This is a genomic window from Streptomyces mangrovi (genome assembly GCF_900114215.1).
Classification (GTDB): domain Bacteria; phylum Actinomycetota; class Actinomycetes; order Streptomycetales; family Streptomycetaceae; genus Streptomyces; species Streptomyces barkulensis.
On sequence record NZ_FOSG01000002.1, the window covers coordinates 43,675 to 60,620 of the forward strand.

At 72.3% G+C, this 16,946-nt stretch carries 17 protein-coding genes; 5 read left to right on the plus strand and 12 right to left on the minus strand.

Annotated features, from left to right (window positions below):
- Nucleotides 1-127: 127 nt before the first annotated feature.
- Entirely contained in the window at nucleotides 128-1,003 is an 876-nt protein-coding gene (locus BM237_RS02930; RefSeq protein WP_093847494.1) for an SDR family oxidoreductase, read from the plus strand.
- 194 nt (nucleotides 1,004-1,197) lie between these two features.
- Entirely contained in the window at nucleotides 1,198-1,395 is a 198-nt protein-coding gene (locus BM237_RS02935) for a DUF397 domain-containing protein (protein ID WP_093847496.1), read from the plus strand.
- 30 nt (nucleotides 1,396-1,425) lie between these two features.
- Here the strand turns inward: BM237_RS02935 and BM237_RS02940 are convergent, their stop codons facing one another.
- On the minus strand, nucleotides 1,426-2,565 hold the full coding sequence (locus tag BM237_RS02940; protein WP_093847498.1) for an epoxide hydrolase family protein: 1,140 nt from the start codon (nucleotides 2,563-2,565) through the stop codon (nucleotides 1,426-1,428).
- A gap of 106 nt (nucleotides 2,566-2,671) precedes the next feature.
- On the opposite strand from BM237_RS02940, the gene BM237_RS02945 reads away from it, so the two are divergent.
- The gene (locus BM237_RS02945) at nucleotides 2,672-3,637 is read left to right on the plus strand and encodes a helix-turn-helix transcriptional regulator (protein ID WP_093848065.1); all 966 of its coding nucleotides are present in this window, start codon (nucleotides 2,672-2,674) and stop codon (nucleotides 3,635-3,637) included.
- 38 nt (nucleotides 3,638-3,675) lie between these two features.
- Nucleotides 3,676-4,224 (plus strand): MOSC domain-containing protein, encoded by a 549-nt coding sequence (locus BM237_RS02950; protein WP_093847500.1) that lies wholly within the window; start codon nucleotides 3,676-3,678, stop codon nucleotides 4,222-4,224.
- A gap of 19 nt (nucleotides 4,225-4,243) precedes the next feature.
- On the opposite strand, the gene mnmA is transcribed toward BM237_RS02950, so the two are convergent.
- A complete protein-coding gene (gene mnmA, locus BM237_RS02955; protein WP_093847502.1) occupies nucleotides 4,244-5,401 on the minus strand; it encodes a tRNA 2-thiouridine(34) synthase MnmA in 1,158 nt (385 codons plus the stop codon).
- Between the two features lie 73 nt (nucleotides 5,402-5,474).
- Here mnmA and BM237_RS02960 point away from each other — a divergent pair, with 73 nt between their 5' ends.
- Nucleotides 5,475-6,161: an N-acetylmuramoyl-L-alanine amidase gene (locus tag BM237_RS02960; RefSeq protein WP_245793377.1), complete on the plus strand. Its 687-nt coding sequence runs from the start codon at nucleotides 5,475-5,477 to the stop codon at nucleotides 6,159-6,161.
- A gap of 28 nt (nucleotides 6,162-6,189) precedes the next feature.
- Here BM237_RS02960 and BM237_RS02965 read toward each other — a convergent pair whose 3' ends face one another.
- The 10 genes from BM237_RS02965 to BM237_RS03010 all read right to left on the minus strand — a co-directional run bounded on the left by BM237_RS02965 (nucleotide 6,190) and on the right by BM237_RS03010 (nucleotide 16,936).
- Nucleotides 6,190-7,359, minus strand: a complete 1,170-nt coding sequence (locus tag BM237_RS02965) for a cysteine desulfurase family protein (protein ID WP_093847506.1) — start codon at nucleotides 7,357-7,359, stop codon at nucleotides 6,190-6,192.
- Between the two features lie 147 nt (nucleotides 7,360-7,506).
- The gene (locus BM237_RS02970) at nucleotides 7,507-7,983 is read right to left on the minus strand and encodes a Dps family protein (protein WP_093847508.1); all 477 of its coding nucleotides are present in this window, start codon (nucleotides 7,981-7,983) and stop codon (nucleotides 7,507-7,509) included.
- Nucleotides 7,984-8,290: 307 nt separating this feature from the next.
- Nucleotides 8,291-9,124 (minus strand): thioesterase family protein, encoded by an 834-nt coding sequence (locus tag BM237_RS02975; protein WP_093847510.1) that lies wholly within the window; start codon nucleotides 9,122-9,124, stop codon nucleotides 8,291-8,293.
- Nucleotides 9,125-9,181: 57 nt separating this feature from the next.
- Nucleotides 9,182-9,847, minus strand: coding sequence for a trimeric intracellular cation channel family protein (locus BM237_RS02980; RefSeq protein ID WP_245793378.1), 666 nt, complete (start codon nucleotides 9,845-9,847; stop codon nucleotides 9,182-9,184).
- Between the two features lie 121 nt (nucleotides 9,848-9,968).
- A complete protein-coding gene (locus BM237_RS02985; RefSeq protein WP_093847511.1) occupies nucleotides 9,969-11,096 on the minus strand; it encodes an ABC transporter ATP-binding protein in 1,128 nt (375 codons plus the stop codon).
- On the minus strand, nucleotides 11,093-12,223 hold the full coding sequence (locus tag BM237_RS02990; protein WP_093847513.1) for an ABC transporter ATP-binding protein: 1,131 nt from the start codon (nucleotides 12,221-12,223) through the stop codon (nucleotides 11,093-11,095). Before BM237_RS02990 ends, BM237_RS02985 begins: the two co-directional genes overlap by 4 nt.
- Nucleotides 12,224-12,227: 4 nt before the next feature.
- The gene (locus BM237_RS02995) at nucleotides 12,228-13,181 is read right to left on the minus strand and encodes an ABC transporter permease (protein ID WP_093847515.1); all 954 of its coding nucleotides are present in this window, start codon (nucleotides 13,179-13,181) and stop codon (nucleotides 12,228-12,230) included.
- Nucleotides 13,181-14,185, minus strand: coding sequence for an ABC transporter permease (locus tag BM237_RS03000; RefSeq protein WP_093847517.1), 1,005 nt, complete (start codon nucleotides 14,183-14,185; stop codon nucleotides 13,181-13,183). The genes BM237_RS02995 and BM237_RS03000 overlap by 1 nt, the downstream gene beginning before the upstream one ends.
- A gap of 90 nt (nucleotides 14,186-14,275) precedes the next feature.
- The gene (locus BM237_RS03005) at nucleotides 14,276-15,943 is read right to left on the minus strand and encodes an ABC transporter substrate-binding protein (RefSeq protein ID WP_093847519.1); all 1,668 of its coding nucleotides are present in this window, start codon (nucleotides 15,941-15,943) and stop codon (nucleotides 14,276-14,278) included.
- A gap of 225 nt (nucleotides 15,944-16,168) precedes the next feature.
- Nucleotides 16,169-16,936, minus strand: coding sequence for an enhanced serine sensitivity protein SseB C-terminal domain-containing protein (locus BM237_RS03010; RefSeq protein WP_093847521.1), 768 nt, complete (start codon nucleotides 16,934-16,936; stop codon nucleotides 16,169-16,171).
- Nucleotides 16,937-16,946 lie beyond the last annotated feature (10 nt).

Here is a 16,946-nt window from a genome sequence, read left to right on the forward strand (position 1 = left end):
ATCCGATCGGGTGCCCGCCGGGAGCCCCGGGTAAGCCCTCGCCCGGCGGACCGGACAAGGGCATGGCCGCCGGGGCGGCGTGGTACCCGTCCGGCCCAGGCCCCCTCCCCCGGCAAGGAAGCAGATCATGATCGTCGTCACCGGAGCCGCCGGACAGCTCGGCCGTCTCACCGTCGAGGCCCTTCTGGAGCGCGGCGTGCCCGCGTCCCGGGTCGTCGCCGCCGTGCGCTCGCCCGAGAAGGCCGCCGGCCTCGCCCGGCGGGGCGTACAGGTACGGGAGGCCGACTACGACCGGCCCGCCACCCTGGCCGCCGCGTTCGAGGACGCCCGGCGGGTGCTGCTGGTCTCCGGCAGCGAGGTCGGCCGCCGCGTCCCGCAGCACCGGGCCGTCATCGACGCCGCCGGACAGGCCGGGGCGGAGCTGCTGGCCTACACCAGCGTCCTGCACGCCGACACCACCACCGTCCCCGTGGCGCCCGAGCACCGCGAGACCGAGGAGTACCTGCGCGACTCCGGTCCACCCCACTGCCTGCTGCGCAACGGCTGGTACACCGAGAACTACGAGCAGGCCGCCCGCCAGGGCCTGAAGACCGGGGTGATCGCCGGTGCCGCCGGAGACGGCCGGATCGCGTCCGCCTCCCGCGCCGACTACGCGGCGGCGGCCGCCGCCGTCCTGGCCGACGAGGGAACCGACGGCCACGGGGCCCACACGAACGCCGTGTACGAGCTGTCCGGCGACACCGCCTGGACCATGGCCGACTTCGCCGCCGTCCTCACCGACCTGACCGGTACCGAGGTCGTCTACCGCGACCTGTCGACGGACGGGTACACCAAGGCGCTCGCCGGTGCCGGGCTGCCCGGGGAGACGGCCCGGTTCCTCGCCGGGACCGACGCCGCCATCGCCGCCGGAGACCTCGGCGACACCCCTGGCGAGCTCTCCCGCCTCATCGGCCGGCCCACCACCCCGCTGCGCGACACCCTCGCCGCCCTCCTCGGGAGCTGACCCGCCGCCCGCCGGGCGCAGTCGGCTCCCCGTCAGGCGGCGGGCACCAGGTCGGACGGGTGCGGGGCCCGCACCGGAGACACCGCCGACCGACTACCGCACCTTGCGCGCCCGACCCGGCAGCGCTCCTTGCCTCCGGCCGAATCACGGGATTTCGTCCACTCGATCGCCCGTGACGTATGAGAAGAACAGCGGTGTCCGAACCCTCCTGGCAGAAGCCCTCGTTCTCCGGCGGCGGCGACAACTGCGTGGAGGTGGCCGCAGCCGACGGTGACGGCACAGCCGTCCGCGAGAGCACCGACCCCGGCCGCGTCCTCACCACCGACCGCGCCGCCTTCCGCGCCCTCCTGCGGGGAGCGGGGGCCGGAGCGTTCGACCGCCTCGCGCGGTAGCCGCCCGGCACGGCCGGAGCGGGCAGGGTTTCAGCGGACCTTGCCGAAGAACGCGCGCATGTCGGCCGCCAGGGCGTCCGGCGCGTCCATCGCCAGGAAGTGGTGGCCGCCGGGGTTGTCCTCGGGCCAGTGGACGATCGTGTTGTGCCGCTCGGCGAGCCGACGGAATTCGGGCAGACCGCTGTAGACGCCGGTGGGCACCGCCTTCTGCCCCTCGGGCCAGCCAATACCTCCGGGGCTGTCGTACATGGGCCAGGACGAGGACCCCCACGTCCCGGTGAACCAGTACAGGCTCACGTTTGTCAGGAACAGGTCGCGGTCGATCGCCTCCTCCAGCGGCTTGCCGGAAGCGTTGAACTCGTGGAACTTCTGCGCCATCCAGGCCAGCGCCGCGACCGGGGAGTCGTGCCAGCCGTAGGCGAAGGTCTGCGGCGCGGCGCGCAGCAGCGCGTGGTGGTCCACGCCGTTCATCCAGTCCTGCTCCTGGAGCCATTCGTACGCCGCCCGCTCCTCCTGCGTCATGCCGGGGAGGTCCTCCTCGGCGGGGAAGCCGAGCCCGCCGATGACGTAGACACCCGCGACGCGTTCCGGGGCGGCCCTCGCCACCTCGGGAGCGATGTACGCCCCGAGGTCGCCGCCCTGGACGCCGTAGCGGTCGTACCCGAGCCGGTCCATCAGCTCGGCCCAGATCCGCCCCACCCGGGCGGTGGTCCAGCCGGTCTCGCGCGGCGGTTCGGAGAACCCGAAGCCGGGGATGGAGGGCACCACTACGTGGAACGCCCCGGACGGGTCGCCACCGTGCGCGCGGGGGCCGGTGAGGTGCCCGACGAGATCGGCGAACTCCACGAAGGAGTTCGGCCAGCCGTGCGTGAGCAGGACCGGCAGGGCGCCGGGCTCGGCGGACCGGATGTGCAGAAAGTGGATCTCCTGCCCGCCGATTTCGGTGGTGAACTGCGGGAAGCCGTTCAGCCGCGCCTCCTGGCCACACCAGTCGTAGCCGTCGCGCCAGTATTCGGCCACTTCCCTCAACCACGCCCCGGGGACACCCCGGCTCCAGCCCTCGCCGGGCAGCCCGCGGGGCAGGCGGGCGCGGGTCAGACGGTCGCGCAGGTCGTCCACGTCCTCCTGGGGGACATCGATGCGGAAGGGACGGATCTCCTCGCTGCCCATGGCCTTCTCCTCGTCAGGTGCCCGGCAGGAACTCCTGCCGACCGTACCGACGCTAGACGGCATATAGGTCAGAATCCGTCCCATTTCCCGGTGCATGCTGGGTGCCATGACCGACACACCGGCCAGGCTGCTGAGACTGCTGTCCCTGCTCCAGACCCCGCGCGTATGGCCCGGCAGCGAACTCGCCGGCCGTCTGGAGGTCAGCGCCCGTACCGTCCGCCGCGACATCGACCGGCTGCGCGAACTGGGCTATCCGGTGGAGGCGGCCATGGGCACCGCGGGCGGCTACCGGCTCGCCGCGGGCAAGGCCATGCCGCCGCTGCTGCTGGACGACGAGGAGGCGGTGGCGATCGCGGTCGCCCTCAGTACCACCGCCGGGAACCCGGTGGACGGCATCGAGGAGGCGTCGGTGCGGGCCCTGACCAAACTGGAGCAGGTACTCCCGTCCCGGTTGCGGCACCGGGTCGGGGCGCTGCGGGCCGCCACGGTCTCCGCCCCGCCCGCGGAGGGTCCGGGCGTGGATCCGCGCGGCCTCGCGGTGCTCGCCGGGGCAGCGGCCGGCCGCGAGCGTCTGCGGTTCTCCTACCGGGCGGGCGACGGCACCGTGAGCGCGCGCCTGGTCGAGCCGCACCGGCTGGTGGCGGCGGGGCGGCGCTGGTATCTGCTGGCGTACGACAACGAGCGCGGCGACTGGCGGATCTTCCGCATCGACCGGATCACCGGCCCCCGCCCGACGGGCGTGCGGGTGCCGCCGCGCGAGGTGCCCGGGCGGGACGCGGCCGCGTTCGTCACCCGCAAGCTGTTCTCCCTCGCCCCCACCTACGAGGTCCGGGCCACCCTGCGCCTCCCGGCGGACGAGGCCGCCCGGCGGCTCGGCGCCGCACCGGACGAGATCGAACCGGTCGACTCCGGCAGCTGCCTGCTGCGCGGACGCGTCGACACCCTTGACTGGCTGGCGGCCCGGCTGCTCATGCTGGGCTGCGATTTCGAGGTGCACGGGCCTCCCGAGCTGGTGGCGCACCTGCGCGAGGCCGGCGCCCGCGCCCTTCGCGCCGCGGGGGACCCGGGTTAGGCTCCCGGCGGGACACCACCGGCGAAGGGGGCCGCTCCATGAGCGGGACAGGGACCGTGGTCGCGGTCAGCAGCAGCGGTGAGCACTCGTTCAGCAAGCCGAACCGGGAGAGCGTCACACTGCTCGCCGGGCTCGGGGTGGAGGGGGATGCGCATGCCGGACAGACGGTCAAACACCGCTCCCGCGTCGCAAAGGACCCCACCCAGCCGAACCTGCGTCAGGTGCACCTCATCCACGAGGAGCTGTTCGCCGAGGTCGGCGAGGCCGGCTTCACCGTGGGGCCCGGCGAGCTGGGCGAGAACATCACCACCTGCGGCCTCGACCTCCTCGGCCTGCCCACCGGCACGCTGCTGCGCATCGGCGCCGAGGCGGTCGTGGAGGTCACCGGCCTGCGCAACCCGTGCTTCCAGATCGACGGCTTCCGGCGGGGCCTGCTCAAGCGGGTCGTGGGCCGCGACGAGGACGGCAGCGTGGTGCGCAGGGCCGGGATCATGGGCGTCGTGCGGACCGGCGGCGTGGTCCGCCCCGGCGACACGATCGGGGTCGAACTTCCCGCCGAGCCGCACCTCCCGCTGGAGATGGTCTGACACTCATCCGGCAGACGGGTTACCGGCCGGCGGCCGCCGCGGCGCGGCGCTCGGTGGCGGCGATGGTGGCCGAGCCGACCACGCGGGTGCCGTCGTAGAGGACGATCGCCTGGCCCGGGGCGACGCCGCGCACCGGCTCGGCGAAGGACACCTTCAGCTCGTAGCCGTCCGGGCCGTCCACCGGCTCCGCCGTCACCGGCGTCTCGCCGCCGTGGGCGCGCAGCTGGGCGGTGTACGTGCCCGGCCCGGCGGGCGGGGTGCCGCACCAGCGGGGGCGGATGGCCCTCAGGGCGACCACGTCCAGCGCGGAGGCCGGGCCGACGGTGACGGTGTTGTCCACCGGGGAGATGTCCAGCACGTAGCGCGGCTTGCCGTCGGGGGCGGGGTGGCCGATGCGCAGGCCCTTGCGCTGGCCGACGGTGAAGCCGTACGCGCCGGAGTGGGTGCCGAGCCTGTTGCCGTCCTCGTCGAGGATGTCGCCCTCGGCGGTGCCCAGGTGCCTGGCCAGGAAGCCCTGGGTGTCGCCGTCGGCGATGAAGCAGATGTCGTGGCTGTCGGGCTTCTTGGCCACCGCCAGGCCCCGGCGCTCGGCCTCGGCGCGGATCTCCTCCTTGGTGGTGGCGGTGTCGCCGAGGGGGAACATGGCGTGGGCGAGCTGCCGCTCGTCCAGCACGCCCAGCACATAGCTCTGGTCCTTGGCCATGTCGGTGGCGCGGTGCAGCTCGCGGGTGCCGTCCTCGCGCAGGACGACGGTGGCGTAGTGGCCGGTGCACACCGCGTCGAAGCCCAGCGCCAGGGCCTTGTCCAGCAGCGCGGCGAACTTGATCTTCTCGTTGCAGCGCAGGCACGGGTTGGGGGTGCGGCCGGCCTCGTACTCGGCGACGAAGTCCTCCACCACGTCCTGGCGGAAGCGCTCGGCCAGGTCCCACACGTAGAAGGGGATGCCGATGACGTCGGCGGCGCGGCGGGCGTCGCGGGAGTCCTCGATCGTGCAGCAGCCGCGGGCGCCGGTGCGGAAGGACTGCGGGTTCGCCGAGAGGGCGAGGTGGACGCCGGTGACATCGTGGCCGGCCTCCACCGCGCGGGCGGCGGCGACGGCGGAGTCCACCCCGCCGGACATGGCGGCGAGGACGCGGAGGCGGGGGGCGGGGCTGGGCGCACCGGTCGTGTCAGTCATAGCGCCCTCCAGGGTACGGGTCCGGGCGCGGGCCGATGGAACCGTACGGGTGTTCCCGGGCGTTGTGCGGTCTGTGAGCGAGAAGGAAGCCCCCAAAGACCGCCGGGCGGACGGGGAGGGTCGGCCGGTGGGCCGCCGCGCCCTGCTGGTCGGCGGCGCGGCGGTGGGTCTGGGCGCCCTCGGGTACACGGCCCGCGACGACCTGGCCCGGACGTGGTGGAAGGTACCGGGCGTGGACCGGCCGCGCACCGAGGGCGAGGTGGACCACCCGGGAGCGGACTGGCTGCCGGCGTCCGAGGCGAACTGGCGGCGGGCCGACCGTCCCTACGACTACACCATCGACCGGGTGGTGGTGCACGTCATCCAGGGCCCCTACGCGGTGGCCCTGAAGGTCTTCCAGGACCCGTCCCACCGCGCCGCGACGCACTACGTGGTGCGCACCTTTGACGGGAAGGTGACGCAGATGGTGCGGGAGCTGGACGTGGCGTACCACGCGGGCAACCGCGAGTACAACGAGCGCAGTGTCGGCATCGAGCACGAGGGCTTCGTGGACCGCCCGGAGACGATCACCGACGCCACCTACCGGGCGTCGGCGGCGCTGACGGCCGGGATATGCGACCGGTACGGCCTGCCCCGGGACCGTGAGCACATCATCGGCCACATCGAGGTGCCCGGCGCCGACCACACCGATCCCGGGCCGCACTGGGACTGGGACCGGTACATGCGGATGGTGCGGGACGTCCCCGTCCGCGAGGGCTGAGCGGGCCGGGAGCCGTGCCGGGCGGGGGTTACGACAGCCCGGCGCCGCGGGCGCGCTCCACGGCCGGGCCGATGGCGGCGGCCACCGCGTCCACGTCCGCCCTGGTGGAGGTGTGGCCCAGCGAGAAGCGCAGGGTGCCCCGGGCCAGCTCCGGGTCGGTGCCCGTGGCCAGCAGGACGTGGCTGGGCTGGGCGACGCCGGCGGTGCAGGCCGATCCGGTGGAGCACTCGATGCCCTGGGCGTCCAGCAGGAGCAGCAGCGAGTCGCCCTCGCAGCCGGGGAAGGAGAAGTGCGCGTTGGCGGGCAGCCGTCCGGCCGGGTCGGGGTCGCCGCCCAGGACGGCGTCCGGCACGGCCTCGCGGACGGCCGCCACCAGCGCGTCCCGCAGCGCGCCGATCTCCCGGGCGAACCCCTCGCGCCGCTCGGCCGCCAGCCGCGCGGCGACCGCGAAGGCCGCGACGGCGGGTACGTCGAGGGTGCCGGAGCGCACGTCTCGCTCCTGGCCGCCGCCGTGCAGCAGCGGCGTGGGGGCCCACTGGCGCCCCAGCAGCAGCGCGCCGATGCCGTACGGGCCGCCGATCTTGTGGCCGCTGACCGTCATCGCGGCCAGGCCGGAGGCGGCGAAGTCCACCGGCACCTGGCCGACGGCCTGGACGGCGTCCGCGTGCATCGGGATGCCGAACTCGGCCGCGACCGCCGCCAGTTCGGCTGTGGGCTGGAGGGTTCCGATCTCGTTGTTGGCCCACATCACGGTGATCAGGGCGACGTCCTCGGGCTTTTCCTCCACCGCCTCGCGCAGCGCCTCCGGGTGAACGCGCCCCAGGGAGTCGACCGGCAGCCACCGCACCCGGGCGCCCTCGTGGTCGGCGAGCCAGTGGACGGCGTCGAGGACCGCGTGGTGCTCCACGGGGCTGGCCAGGACGCGGGTGCGGACGGGATCGGCCGCGCGCCGGGCCCAGTACAGGCCCTTGACGGCGAGGTTGTCGGCCTCGGTGCCGCCGGAGGTGAGGACCACCTCGCTCGGCCGGGCGCCCAGCGCCGCGGCGAGGGCCTCGCGCCCCTCCTCCACCGTGCGGCGGGCCCGCCTTCCCGCCGCGTGGAGGGAGGAGGCGTTGCCGACGAGGCCGAGCTGGGCGGTCATCGCCTGCACCGCCTCCGGAAGCATGGGGGTGGTGGCGGCGTGGTCAAGGTAGGCCATGGTTAACCGATTCTACGAGCCGACCGGGCCGGGACGAGAGCGAGGACCGGCCGAGTGGCCGGTCCTCGCTTCTCCCGCCCCGCCCGCTCCGGAATCCGCGGGGGCGGGCGGGGCGCCTCGGACGTTCTCTGACGCCCTCGGACGTCCTCAGTCGACCTTGTGCTCGGCCTGGAACATCCAGTGGTGCTTCTCGAGGTCGGCGATGATCGAGATGAGGATGTCCTGGGTCACCGGGTCGGGCTTCTCCGTGGCGTCCATGCGCTCGCGCATCCGGTTCACCACGGAGGCCAGCGCGCCGACCATGACCTCGACGGCCTTGTCGTCCTGGTGCCAGCCGCTCTCCACCCCGGTGATGCCGCTGCCGGAGGCGAGGGCGGAGGCACGGCCGTCGGGGGCCAGGCCCAGGGCCGCGGCGCGTTCGGCGACGGTGTCGGAGTAGGTGCGCGCGGTGTCCACGACCTCGTCGAGCTGGAGGTGGATGGAGCGGAACCGCGGACCGATCACGGTCCAGTGGACCTGCTTGGCCACCAGCGACAGATCGACCAGGTCCACCAGTGCGCCCTGCAGCGCCTCTCCGACGACCTTGAGGTCCTGGTCGGGCAGTGTGCTCTTCACGGTGTACATCCGTTGACCACCTTCGCTTCTCTCACGGGGGGCTTTGCAGCGTATTGCGCCATTCACGTTTTTCGCGTTGCTCGTCCCTTTTCAGGCTACCCGTGAAGGGCTCCGCCACTCCCGCGCCACCGGCTCCGCCGATCCGGTCGCGCACCGCGTTCACGCCGGTCACGGCGGGTGCCGGGGCACGGGGGCGACACCGTCACGTGTGCCCCGCGCCGCCCGTCGCATGCGGAAGCGGCCCCGGCCCCCTCAGCGAGGGGGCCGGGGCCGCGGAGCGCGCGACGGAGACGGTCAGGTCCGATCCGGTCCGTGCTCAGACCGGCAGGGCGCGGGCGAGCTGCCGGGACTGGGCGACCAGCCGGTCCTGGCTGTCCCAGACGTCGGCGTCCTCCTCCAGGAAGCCGCCGGCCAGGTTGCGGGTGGTGATGGCCACCCGCACCGGCCCGGGGGCCGGGCGGCGGCGGACGTGGACGGTCAGCTCCACCGTCGGCACCCAGCCGGACAGGCCCAGTTCGAAGGCGGTCGGCGGCAGGGCGTCCACCGCCAGCAGCAGGGAGAGCGGGTCGTGGTCGCGGCCGTCGGCCAGCCCGAACCAGCCGCGCATCTCGCCGCGCCCGCTGGGGGCGCCGACCGCCCAGCCGACGGTGGCCGGGTCCAGGCGCAGGTCGACCTGGTGGGTGATGGGCGGAACGGCGGACGGGTCCATGCCGTCCCGGGCTCCGAGGCAGTTCTCGTACGGCGGGATCTGCGGCGGCTTGACGCTGGTGCGGACGTCGTCGGGCAGCGCGGCCAGGTCCCCGTAGCTCGCCAGCACGCGGATGCGCTCGACCTCCCGCCCGTCCTCGTCCCGCTGAAGCAGGGAGGCGGCGCCGGTGGACAGGGTGCGGCCGGCGCGTACGGCGGTGGTGCGCACGGTGGCCGGGCCGGGCCGGGAGGCGGTGAGGTAGTGCGCGGTGATGGTGAAGGGGTCGGGGTGCGACAGTGCGTCGCCGAGGGCCCGGCCGAGCAGGGCCAGCAGGTAGCCGCCGTTGACTGCGTGCCCGATGGTCCACTGGGCGGAGAGATCGGCGCCGTAGACGCCCTCCCCCTGTGCTGTGACGGCCGTGTCGCGATCGAACGCGCTGGTACCGATGGTTGCCTCGGTCATGGCAGTACACGGTACAGGCTTTTATTACCGGCTAGTAGCCAAGTTCCGGCAGGCCTCTCACGCCTCCCCCTCGCTCTCCTCGGTCCGCCGGCTGCGGCGGTGCCAGGCCCTCGGCGCGCGCCAGTTGTAGCGCAGGGCCAGCAGCCGCAGGACGAAGGCGAGGGCGGCCGCCGCGCCGCTGGTCACCCCGTTCAGCTCCCCGGCCCTGATCAGCAGCGCCACCGCCGCCGCCCCGACGACGGCCGGCACCGCGTAGACCTCCCGGTCCCAGCGCAGCAGCGAGGGCACCTCGTTGGCCAGGACGTCGCGCAGCACGCCGCCGCCGGCGGCCGTGGCCAGCCCCATGACGACCGAGGCGGTCAGGCCGAGCCCGTAGGCGTGCGCCTTGACCGTGCCCGTGACGCAGAACAGGCCGAGCCCGGCCGCGTCGAAGACCATCACCGCCCGGTTGATCCGCTCCACCTGCGGATGGAGGAAGAAGACCAGCACCGTGGCGGCCAGCGGGGTCAGCAGATAGCCGAGGTCGGTGAAGGCGGCCGGGGGCACCGCCCCGATCACCAGGTCCCTGAAGAGCCCGCCGCCCAGCCCGGTGACCGAGGCGAGCAGCAGCATGCCGACGACGTCGAAGTTCTTGCGGACGGCGAGCAGCGCGCCGGAGACGGCGAAGACGAAGATCCCGGCCAGGTCGAGCCAGTGCTGGACGGAAGGGGTGAACAGATCCACCCCCCGGTTGTAACAGGTGCCCCTCGCGCCGCACCGCCCGCCTCCGCGCCCATGGGGCGGGAAGCGGGCGGTGCGGTGGGGGCGGACAGCTCCAAAGGAGCCGGAGGGCGCGGCGCGCGGCTCACTCGGCCGCGGTCGCGGCCTTCTCCGTCTTCACGGCCTCGGCCGGCCCGGTGCTCCCGCCGTCCCCGTCGTCTCCACCGTGCCCGTCGTGTCCGGCCGGGACGACCTGGGCCGCGTTGTGTGTGGGGCTGATCCGGCCGTCGGCGATCTCCTCGGCCCAGTGGCAGGCCACCTTGTGCCCGCCGCCCAGGTCCCGCAGCTCGGGGCGGTCGGTAGCGCAGAGCGTGTCCTGCTTCCACGGGCAGCGGGTGTGGAAGCGGCAGCCCGCCGGCGGGTTCGCCGGGGAGGGCAGGTCGCCGGTGAGCAGGATGCGCTCGCGGTTGTCCTCGACCTCCGGGTCGGGCACCGGCACGGCCGACATCAGCGCCCGGGTGTACGGGTGGCGGGGCTCGGCGTACAGCGTGTCGCTGGGCGCCTCCTCCACCAGCGAGCCCAGGTACATCACCCCGACCACGTCGGAGATGTGCCGCACCACGGCCAGGTCGTGGGCGATGACCACATAGGTCAGCCCCATCTCCTGCTGGAGCTCCTCCAGCAGATTGATCACCTGTGCCTGGATGGACACGTCCAGCGCGGAGACCGGCTCGTCGCAGATGATCACGTCCGGTTCCAGGACCAGCGCACGGGCGATGCCGATGCGCTGGCGCTGCCCGCCGGAGAACTCGTGCGGGTAGCGGGAGAGCGCGTTGGCCGGCAGCCCGACCCTCGCCAGGATCTTCCGGATCCGCTCGCGGCGCTCGGTCTGGTCCGCGCCGATGCCGTGGGCCTCCATGCCCTCGGAGAGGATCGACTCGATGTTCTGCCGGGGGTTGAGGCTGCCCAGCGGGTCCTGGAAGACCATCTGGAGCCGGCGGCGGAAGCGGCGCATCTCCTCGTCCGGCAGCTTCGCCAGATCGGTGCCGTCGAAGACCACCTCGCCGTCGGTGATGTCCACCAGCCGCAGGACCGCCCGGCCCAGCGTGGTCTTGCCGCAGCCCGACTCGCCCACCAGGCCGTACGTCTGGCCGGGCTCGACGGAGAGCGACACACCGTCGACGGCGTAGACGTGGCCGACCGTGCGGTCGAAGAGGATGCCCTTCTTCACCGGGAAGTGGACCTTCACACCGTTCAGTTGGAGCAGGCTCATGCTCCGGCCTCCTTCTCGGCCGTGCCGGCCGTCCCGACCGCCGCGTCCTTCTCGACCGCGGCGGCCTCCGTGGACCCGTCGTCGCCGACGGTGTCCGTCCCGGGCGCCTCGTCCGGCTCGGGCAGCGCGGACTCGCGCAGACCGGCGGCGCCGTCGGAGAGCACCGGGTTGACGCACCGCACCTGGTGTCCGGGCTTGCGGGGCTCGCCCAGCGCCGGGGTGCCCTGGAGGCACTCCAGCGTGTAGTGGTCGCACCGGGGGGCGAAGGCGCAGCCGTCCTCCCAGGCGATCGTGTCGTTGATGGAGCCGCGCACCGGCCTCAGCGGCTCGCCGCGCGGCCCGTCGAGCCGGGGGATGGACCCCAGCAGCCCGTTGGCGTACGGGTGGGTCGGCGCGTCGAACAGCTCGCGCCGCTCGGCGGACTCCACCACCTTGCCCGCGTAGAGCACGTTGACCTGGTCACACAGACCCGCGACCACGCCCAGGTCGTGAGTGATCATCAGCAGGGCGGTGCCCTCTTCGTCGACCAGTTCCTTGAGCAGCTCCAGGATCTGGGCCTGGATCGTCACGTCCAGCGCGGTGGTCGGCTCGTCGGCGATCAGCAGCCGCGGCGCGCAGGCCACCGCCATGGCGATCAGGGCGCGCTGGCGCATGCCGCCGGAGAGCTGGTGCGGGTACTCCTTCAGCCGCCGGGTGGGGTCGGGGATGCCGACCCGCTCCAGCAGGGAGGCGGCCTCCCTGCGGGCTGCCTCGCCCTTCATCCCCCGGTGCCGGGCCAGGATCTCGGTGACCTGGACCCCGATGGGCACCACCGGGTTCAACGAGGACAGCGGATCCTGGAAGATCATCGCCATCTGGGAGCCGCGCAGGTCGCGCATCCCCTTCGGGCTCAGGGTCAGCAGGTCGGTGCCGTCGAAGTCGGCCCGGCCGCCGGTCTTCACGCCCCTGGAGGGCAGCAGGCCCATCAGGGCCAGCGAGGTGACGGACTTGCCGCAGCCCGACTCGCCGACCAGGCCGACGACCTGGCCCTGGTCGACGTCGAAGGACACTCCCGACACGGCCTTCGCATCGCGCCGGCCGCGCCCGGTGAAGGTGACGGTCAGTTCGTCCACGGAAAGCAGGGCCATGTGATCAACTCCGCAGTTTCGGGTCGAGGGCTTCCCGCATCGCCTCGCCCAGCAGGGTGAAGCCGAGCGCGGTGATGATGATGCCCAGCGCGGGGTAGACCGCGAGCATCGGTGCGCTGTCGAAGTACCTCTGTGCCTGGGCCAGCATGACGCCCCACTCAGGCACGGCGGAGTCGGGGTTGCCCAGGCCGAGGTAGGACAGCGCCGCCGCCTCGATGATGGCGGTGGCCAGGCTCAGGGTGGTCTGGACGATCACCGGGCTCAGCGAGTTGGGCAGCACATGTCCGAGCGCGATGCGTCGCTTGCGCACTCCGAGGGCCTGGGCGGCCAGCACGTAGTCCGAGCCGCCCTGCGCCAGCATGGCGCCGCGCAGCAGCCGGGCGAAGATGGGGATCTGCACCACGCCCACCGCGATCATCACAGTGGTCAGGGACTGGCCCAGGACCGCGGCGATGGACACGGCCAGCAGCAGCGAGGGCAGCGCCAGCATCATGTCGATGACGCGCATCACGACGGTGTCGATCCGGCGGCCGACCTTGCCGCCCAGCACCAGGGCGGCGCCCGAGGCGCCGCCGACCAGCGCGCCGACGGTGAAGCCCAGCAGCGTGGCGACGATGCCGACCAGCAGCGTCTGGCGGGCTCCCACCAGCATCCGGGAGAACTCGTCGCGGGCCAGGTGGTCCAGGCCGAGCCAGTTCTCGGCGCGGGGGCCGACGAAGACGTTCTGGTTGGTGAGTACTTCACCGCGCCACAGCTGGGCGGTGGGGCTGTACGGGGCCACCCACGGGCCCACGATCGCGACCACCACGAACACACCGATGATGCACGCGCCGATCACGGCCATCTTGCTGCTCTTGAGCCTGCGCCAGGCCTCGACCCACAGACTGGCGCCCGTGGAGGTCTCGGTGGAGGCGGTGAGCTCTGCGAGCCGGTCGATCTTGTCGGTCTTGGTGCTCATCAGTGCACCCGCACTCTCGGGTCGATAAGGCTGTAGGCGAGGTCAACCAGCAGGTTGATGACGACGTACGCAGCCGCGATGAACATGATGAAGCCCACCAGGACCGGGTAGTCGCGCTCGTCGATGGCGGTCTTGATGAACGAGCCGATGCCGCCGAAGGCGAAGACCGACTCGGTGAGCACCGCGCCCGACAGCAGACCGCCGGTGAGCAGGCCGACGGCGGTGACGATCGGCAGCAGCGCGTTGCGCAGCACATGGCGGCCGCGCACCACCTGGCGGCTCAGGCCCTTGGACTCCGCGGTGCGCACGTAGTCCTCGCCGAGCACCTCCAGGACACTGGCCCGGGTCATACGGGTGATGATGGCCAGCGGGATCGAGGCGAGCGCCAGGGCCGGGAGCACCAGGTGCATCGCCGCGTCCCAGGCCGCGTCGAACTCGCCGGTGAGGAGGCCGTCCAGGACGTAGAAGCCGGTGATCTCGGTGGCGTCGATGCCGGTGGTCTGGCGGCCGAAGCTGGGGAACCAGCCGAGCTGGACGGCGAAGACCGCCTTGAGCAGGAAAGCCAGGAAGAACACCGGGATGCAGATGCCCAGCAGGGAGCCGGAGACCGCGGTGACGTCCAGCCAGCTGCCGCGCCGGCGGGCGGCGAAGTAGCCCAGCGGGACACCGACGGCGATGGCGATGATCATGGCCGAGACGCCGAGCTCCACCGTGGCCGGGAACGCCCGGGTGAACTCGTCCCACACCGGCTGGCCGGTCTGGGTGGAGACGCCCAGGTCCAGCTCGGACAGCCGCTTGAGGAAGCGGCCGTACTGGACCCACACGGGCTGGTCGAGCCCGAGGGCCGCCTCGATGCGGGCCCTGTCCGCCTCGGTCGCACGCTCGCCGAGCATGGCCGCGGCGGGTCCGCCGGGCAGCCGGTTCAGCCAGATGAACAGCAGAACGGACAGACCCAGCAGGGTGGGTATCAGTTGGAGCAGTCTTCGTACGACGAGACGCAACACCCCGCGATGCCCCTTTCTTGGTCCTCATGGGCAGGTCCGCCCGGCCACTTCGGATGCCGTGGCCGGGCGGACCTGCGCGCGGTCATGCGTTTACTTGAAGGAGACCTCGGCGAAGTTCTCCTGCGTCAGCGGGGAGACCTTCGGGGGGTTGACGTCCTTGGCGAACGCGATGGAGGGCGGGGAGGAGGAGACCGGGACGCCCGGGATGTACTCCATGATGGCCTCGTTGGCCTTCTTGTACAGCTCCACCCGCTTGGCGACGTCCGGCTCGGCGCTGGACTTCTTCACCGCGTCGAAGACCTTGTCGTCGCGGAAGCCCCACTGCTTGTCGTACCCGGCGAACCAGGTGCCGATGAAGTTGTAGGCGTCGTTGAAGTCACCGGTCCAGCCCAGCAGGTGCAGGTCGCAGGTGCCCGCCTCGGTGGCGTCGATGTAGTCCGGGGCCCACTTCATGGGCTTGGGCTGCACCTTGACGCCGGCCTTCTCCAGGTCGGACTTCATCAGCTCGAACATGTCGGCCGGGGCGGGCATGTACGGGCGGGTGACCTCGGTCGGGTAGCAGAAGGTGACCTTGAGGTTCTCCTCGCCGGCCTTCTTCAGCAGGTCCTTGGCCTTGTCCGTGTCGAACTCGTAGGTGGCGACCTTGTCCGAGTGGCCGTCGACGGTGTCCGGCATGAACTGGGTGGCCACCGTGCCGCCCTCGGGCAGCTGCGTCTTGACGACGTTCTCGCGGTCGATGGCGTGGGTGATCGCCTGGCGGACGTCCTTCTTCTTCAGGGCCTTGTTCGCCTCCTGCGACATGCCCATGTAGAAGATGTTGAACACGCCGCGGACCGGGACCTGGAAGCCTTCCTTCTCCAGGGTCTTCACGTCCGAGGGAGCGACCAGGTCGTAGCCGTGGATGTTGCCGGCCTGCAGCGCCTGGCGGCGCGCGGACTCCTCGGCGATGGTGCGGAAGACCAGCTTCTCGACGCCGGCCTTCTCACCCCAGTAGTCGTCGAACCGCTCGAGGGTGACTTCCTTGTTGCCCTTGTCCCACTCGGTGATCTTGAAGGGGCCGGTGCCCGCGACGGTGCCGGCCTCCTGGCTGTACTTGGGGTAGGAGATGGCGTCGCCCTCGCCGCTCAGCTCCTGCTTCTCGTAGGCGTCGATGGCCTTCGGGGAGTGGATGGCCAGCGCCTGGAGCGAGAAGCCGCCGGGCAGGTTGGCGGTGGCCTCGTGCACGCTGATGACGGCGGTGTGCTCGTCCTTCGCCTCGCAGCCCTTGTAGTTGGCCTCGGGCGTGTCCTTGTTCTCGTTCTTCGCGAAGCCGAGGAAGACCTTCTGCCAGTAGTAGGAGACCGCGCTCTCCTGGTACGTGCCGGTCCAGTTGAACCAGTGGTCGTAGTTCTTGCACACCGCCTCGGCGGTGAGCTTCTCGCCGTCGTGGAACTTCACGCCCTTGCGGAGGTTGAAGGTCCACTCGGTGCCGGTCTCGTCGGCGTTCCACGACTCGGCGAGGCCACCGACCAGCTCGGTGCCGCCCGGCTCGTGCTCGATCAGCGCCTCGAAGGCCTGGCGGGTGACCCGGAACGTCTCACCGTCACTGGCCAGCGCCGGATCCAGCGAGCCCGGGTCTCCGGCGGCGCCGAAGACGAAGGTGTCACCACCCTTGCCTTCGTCCTTCTCGCCTCGTTCACTGGCACATCCAGTGGCGATCACACCAACCGCGAGGGTCGCCGCGATCGTCTGGACGACCCTGGAACCGGTTATTCGCATGTTCCACCTCAGGGGTCGGTGACGGTTTGACTGCTGGTCGCCCGAACAGTACTGCGCCCAACCATCGGTGTGAACTGTCCGCATGTCGGTGATATAGACCTGAGACCCTGGCGCCCGAAACGGCGGCAGTGCAGGTCAAAGCGTTGATACCGGGCGAAACCACCGGTCGCCGACGGGGCGGGGTCCGGCGCCGCGGGGGCTTGTCAGTAGGGGGTCAGTAGGGGGTCAGTAGGGGCGGGGGTAGCCGTAGCCGTGTCCGGGGGCCGCCGCGGGGGCGGCGGCATGGGCGTCACGGTCGAAGAACGGGCGGGAGTTGGCCCGCAGCCACATGGCGACCGGGTCGTACTCGTCCGACATCGACACCGTGGACACCGCCAGCCCGTCCGGCACCGCGGCCACCGACTGCCGCATCATCGAGCGCACCGACTCCACCGCCTGCGGCGCGAAGTCGTACAGGTCGAGCCCGATCACCAGCCGCGGCGCGCCCAGGGCGGGCTGTACCCAGGCCCGGCGCAGGGTGCGCACGGCGGGCGTGCGGTGGGCGTTGTGCACCAGTTGGGCGTAGAAGTGCGGTACGTCCACGGTCGGTTCGCCGATGCGCAGCGGTCCGGCCGGCAGCCTCTCCAGCCCGCCCGCGATCCGGCGCAGGTCCAGCCAGGGGATGCCGACGCCGCCGCCGGGCGCGTGCGGGTTGAGCCACAGCCCCCAGCGGTCGGGGAAGAGGGCGGCGGCGATGTCGCGCCCGCCGACCACCTCGTGGGCCCTGGTCCAGCCGGAGGCCGTCAACTCGTGCTCGGAGGTCACACAGGGTGCGTAGCCGTGCCCGGCGACCTCCATGTTCCCGTACTGGGCGTCGGGGGAACCGGCCTGGCCGTGCCAGAGCAGCATCCACACCCGGCCGGAGGCGAGGGCGCCCAACAGCGCTTCATAGGTGTCGTACCGCCCGGGCGCCACCTGCCGCAGCAGCTGCTCAACGCTTCCACCCGCGCTCACGTGGGCCGCC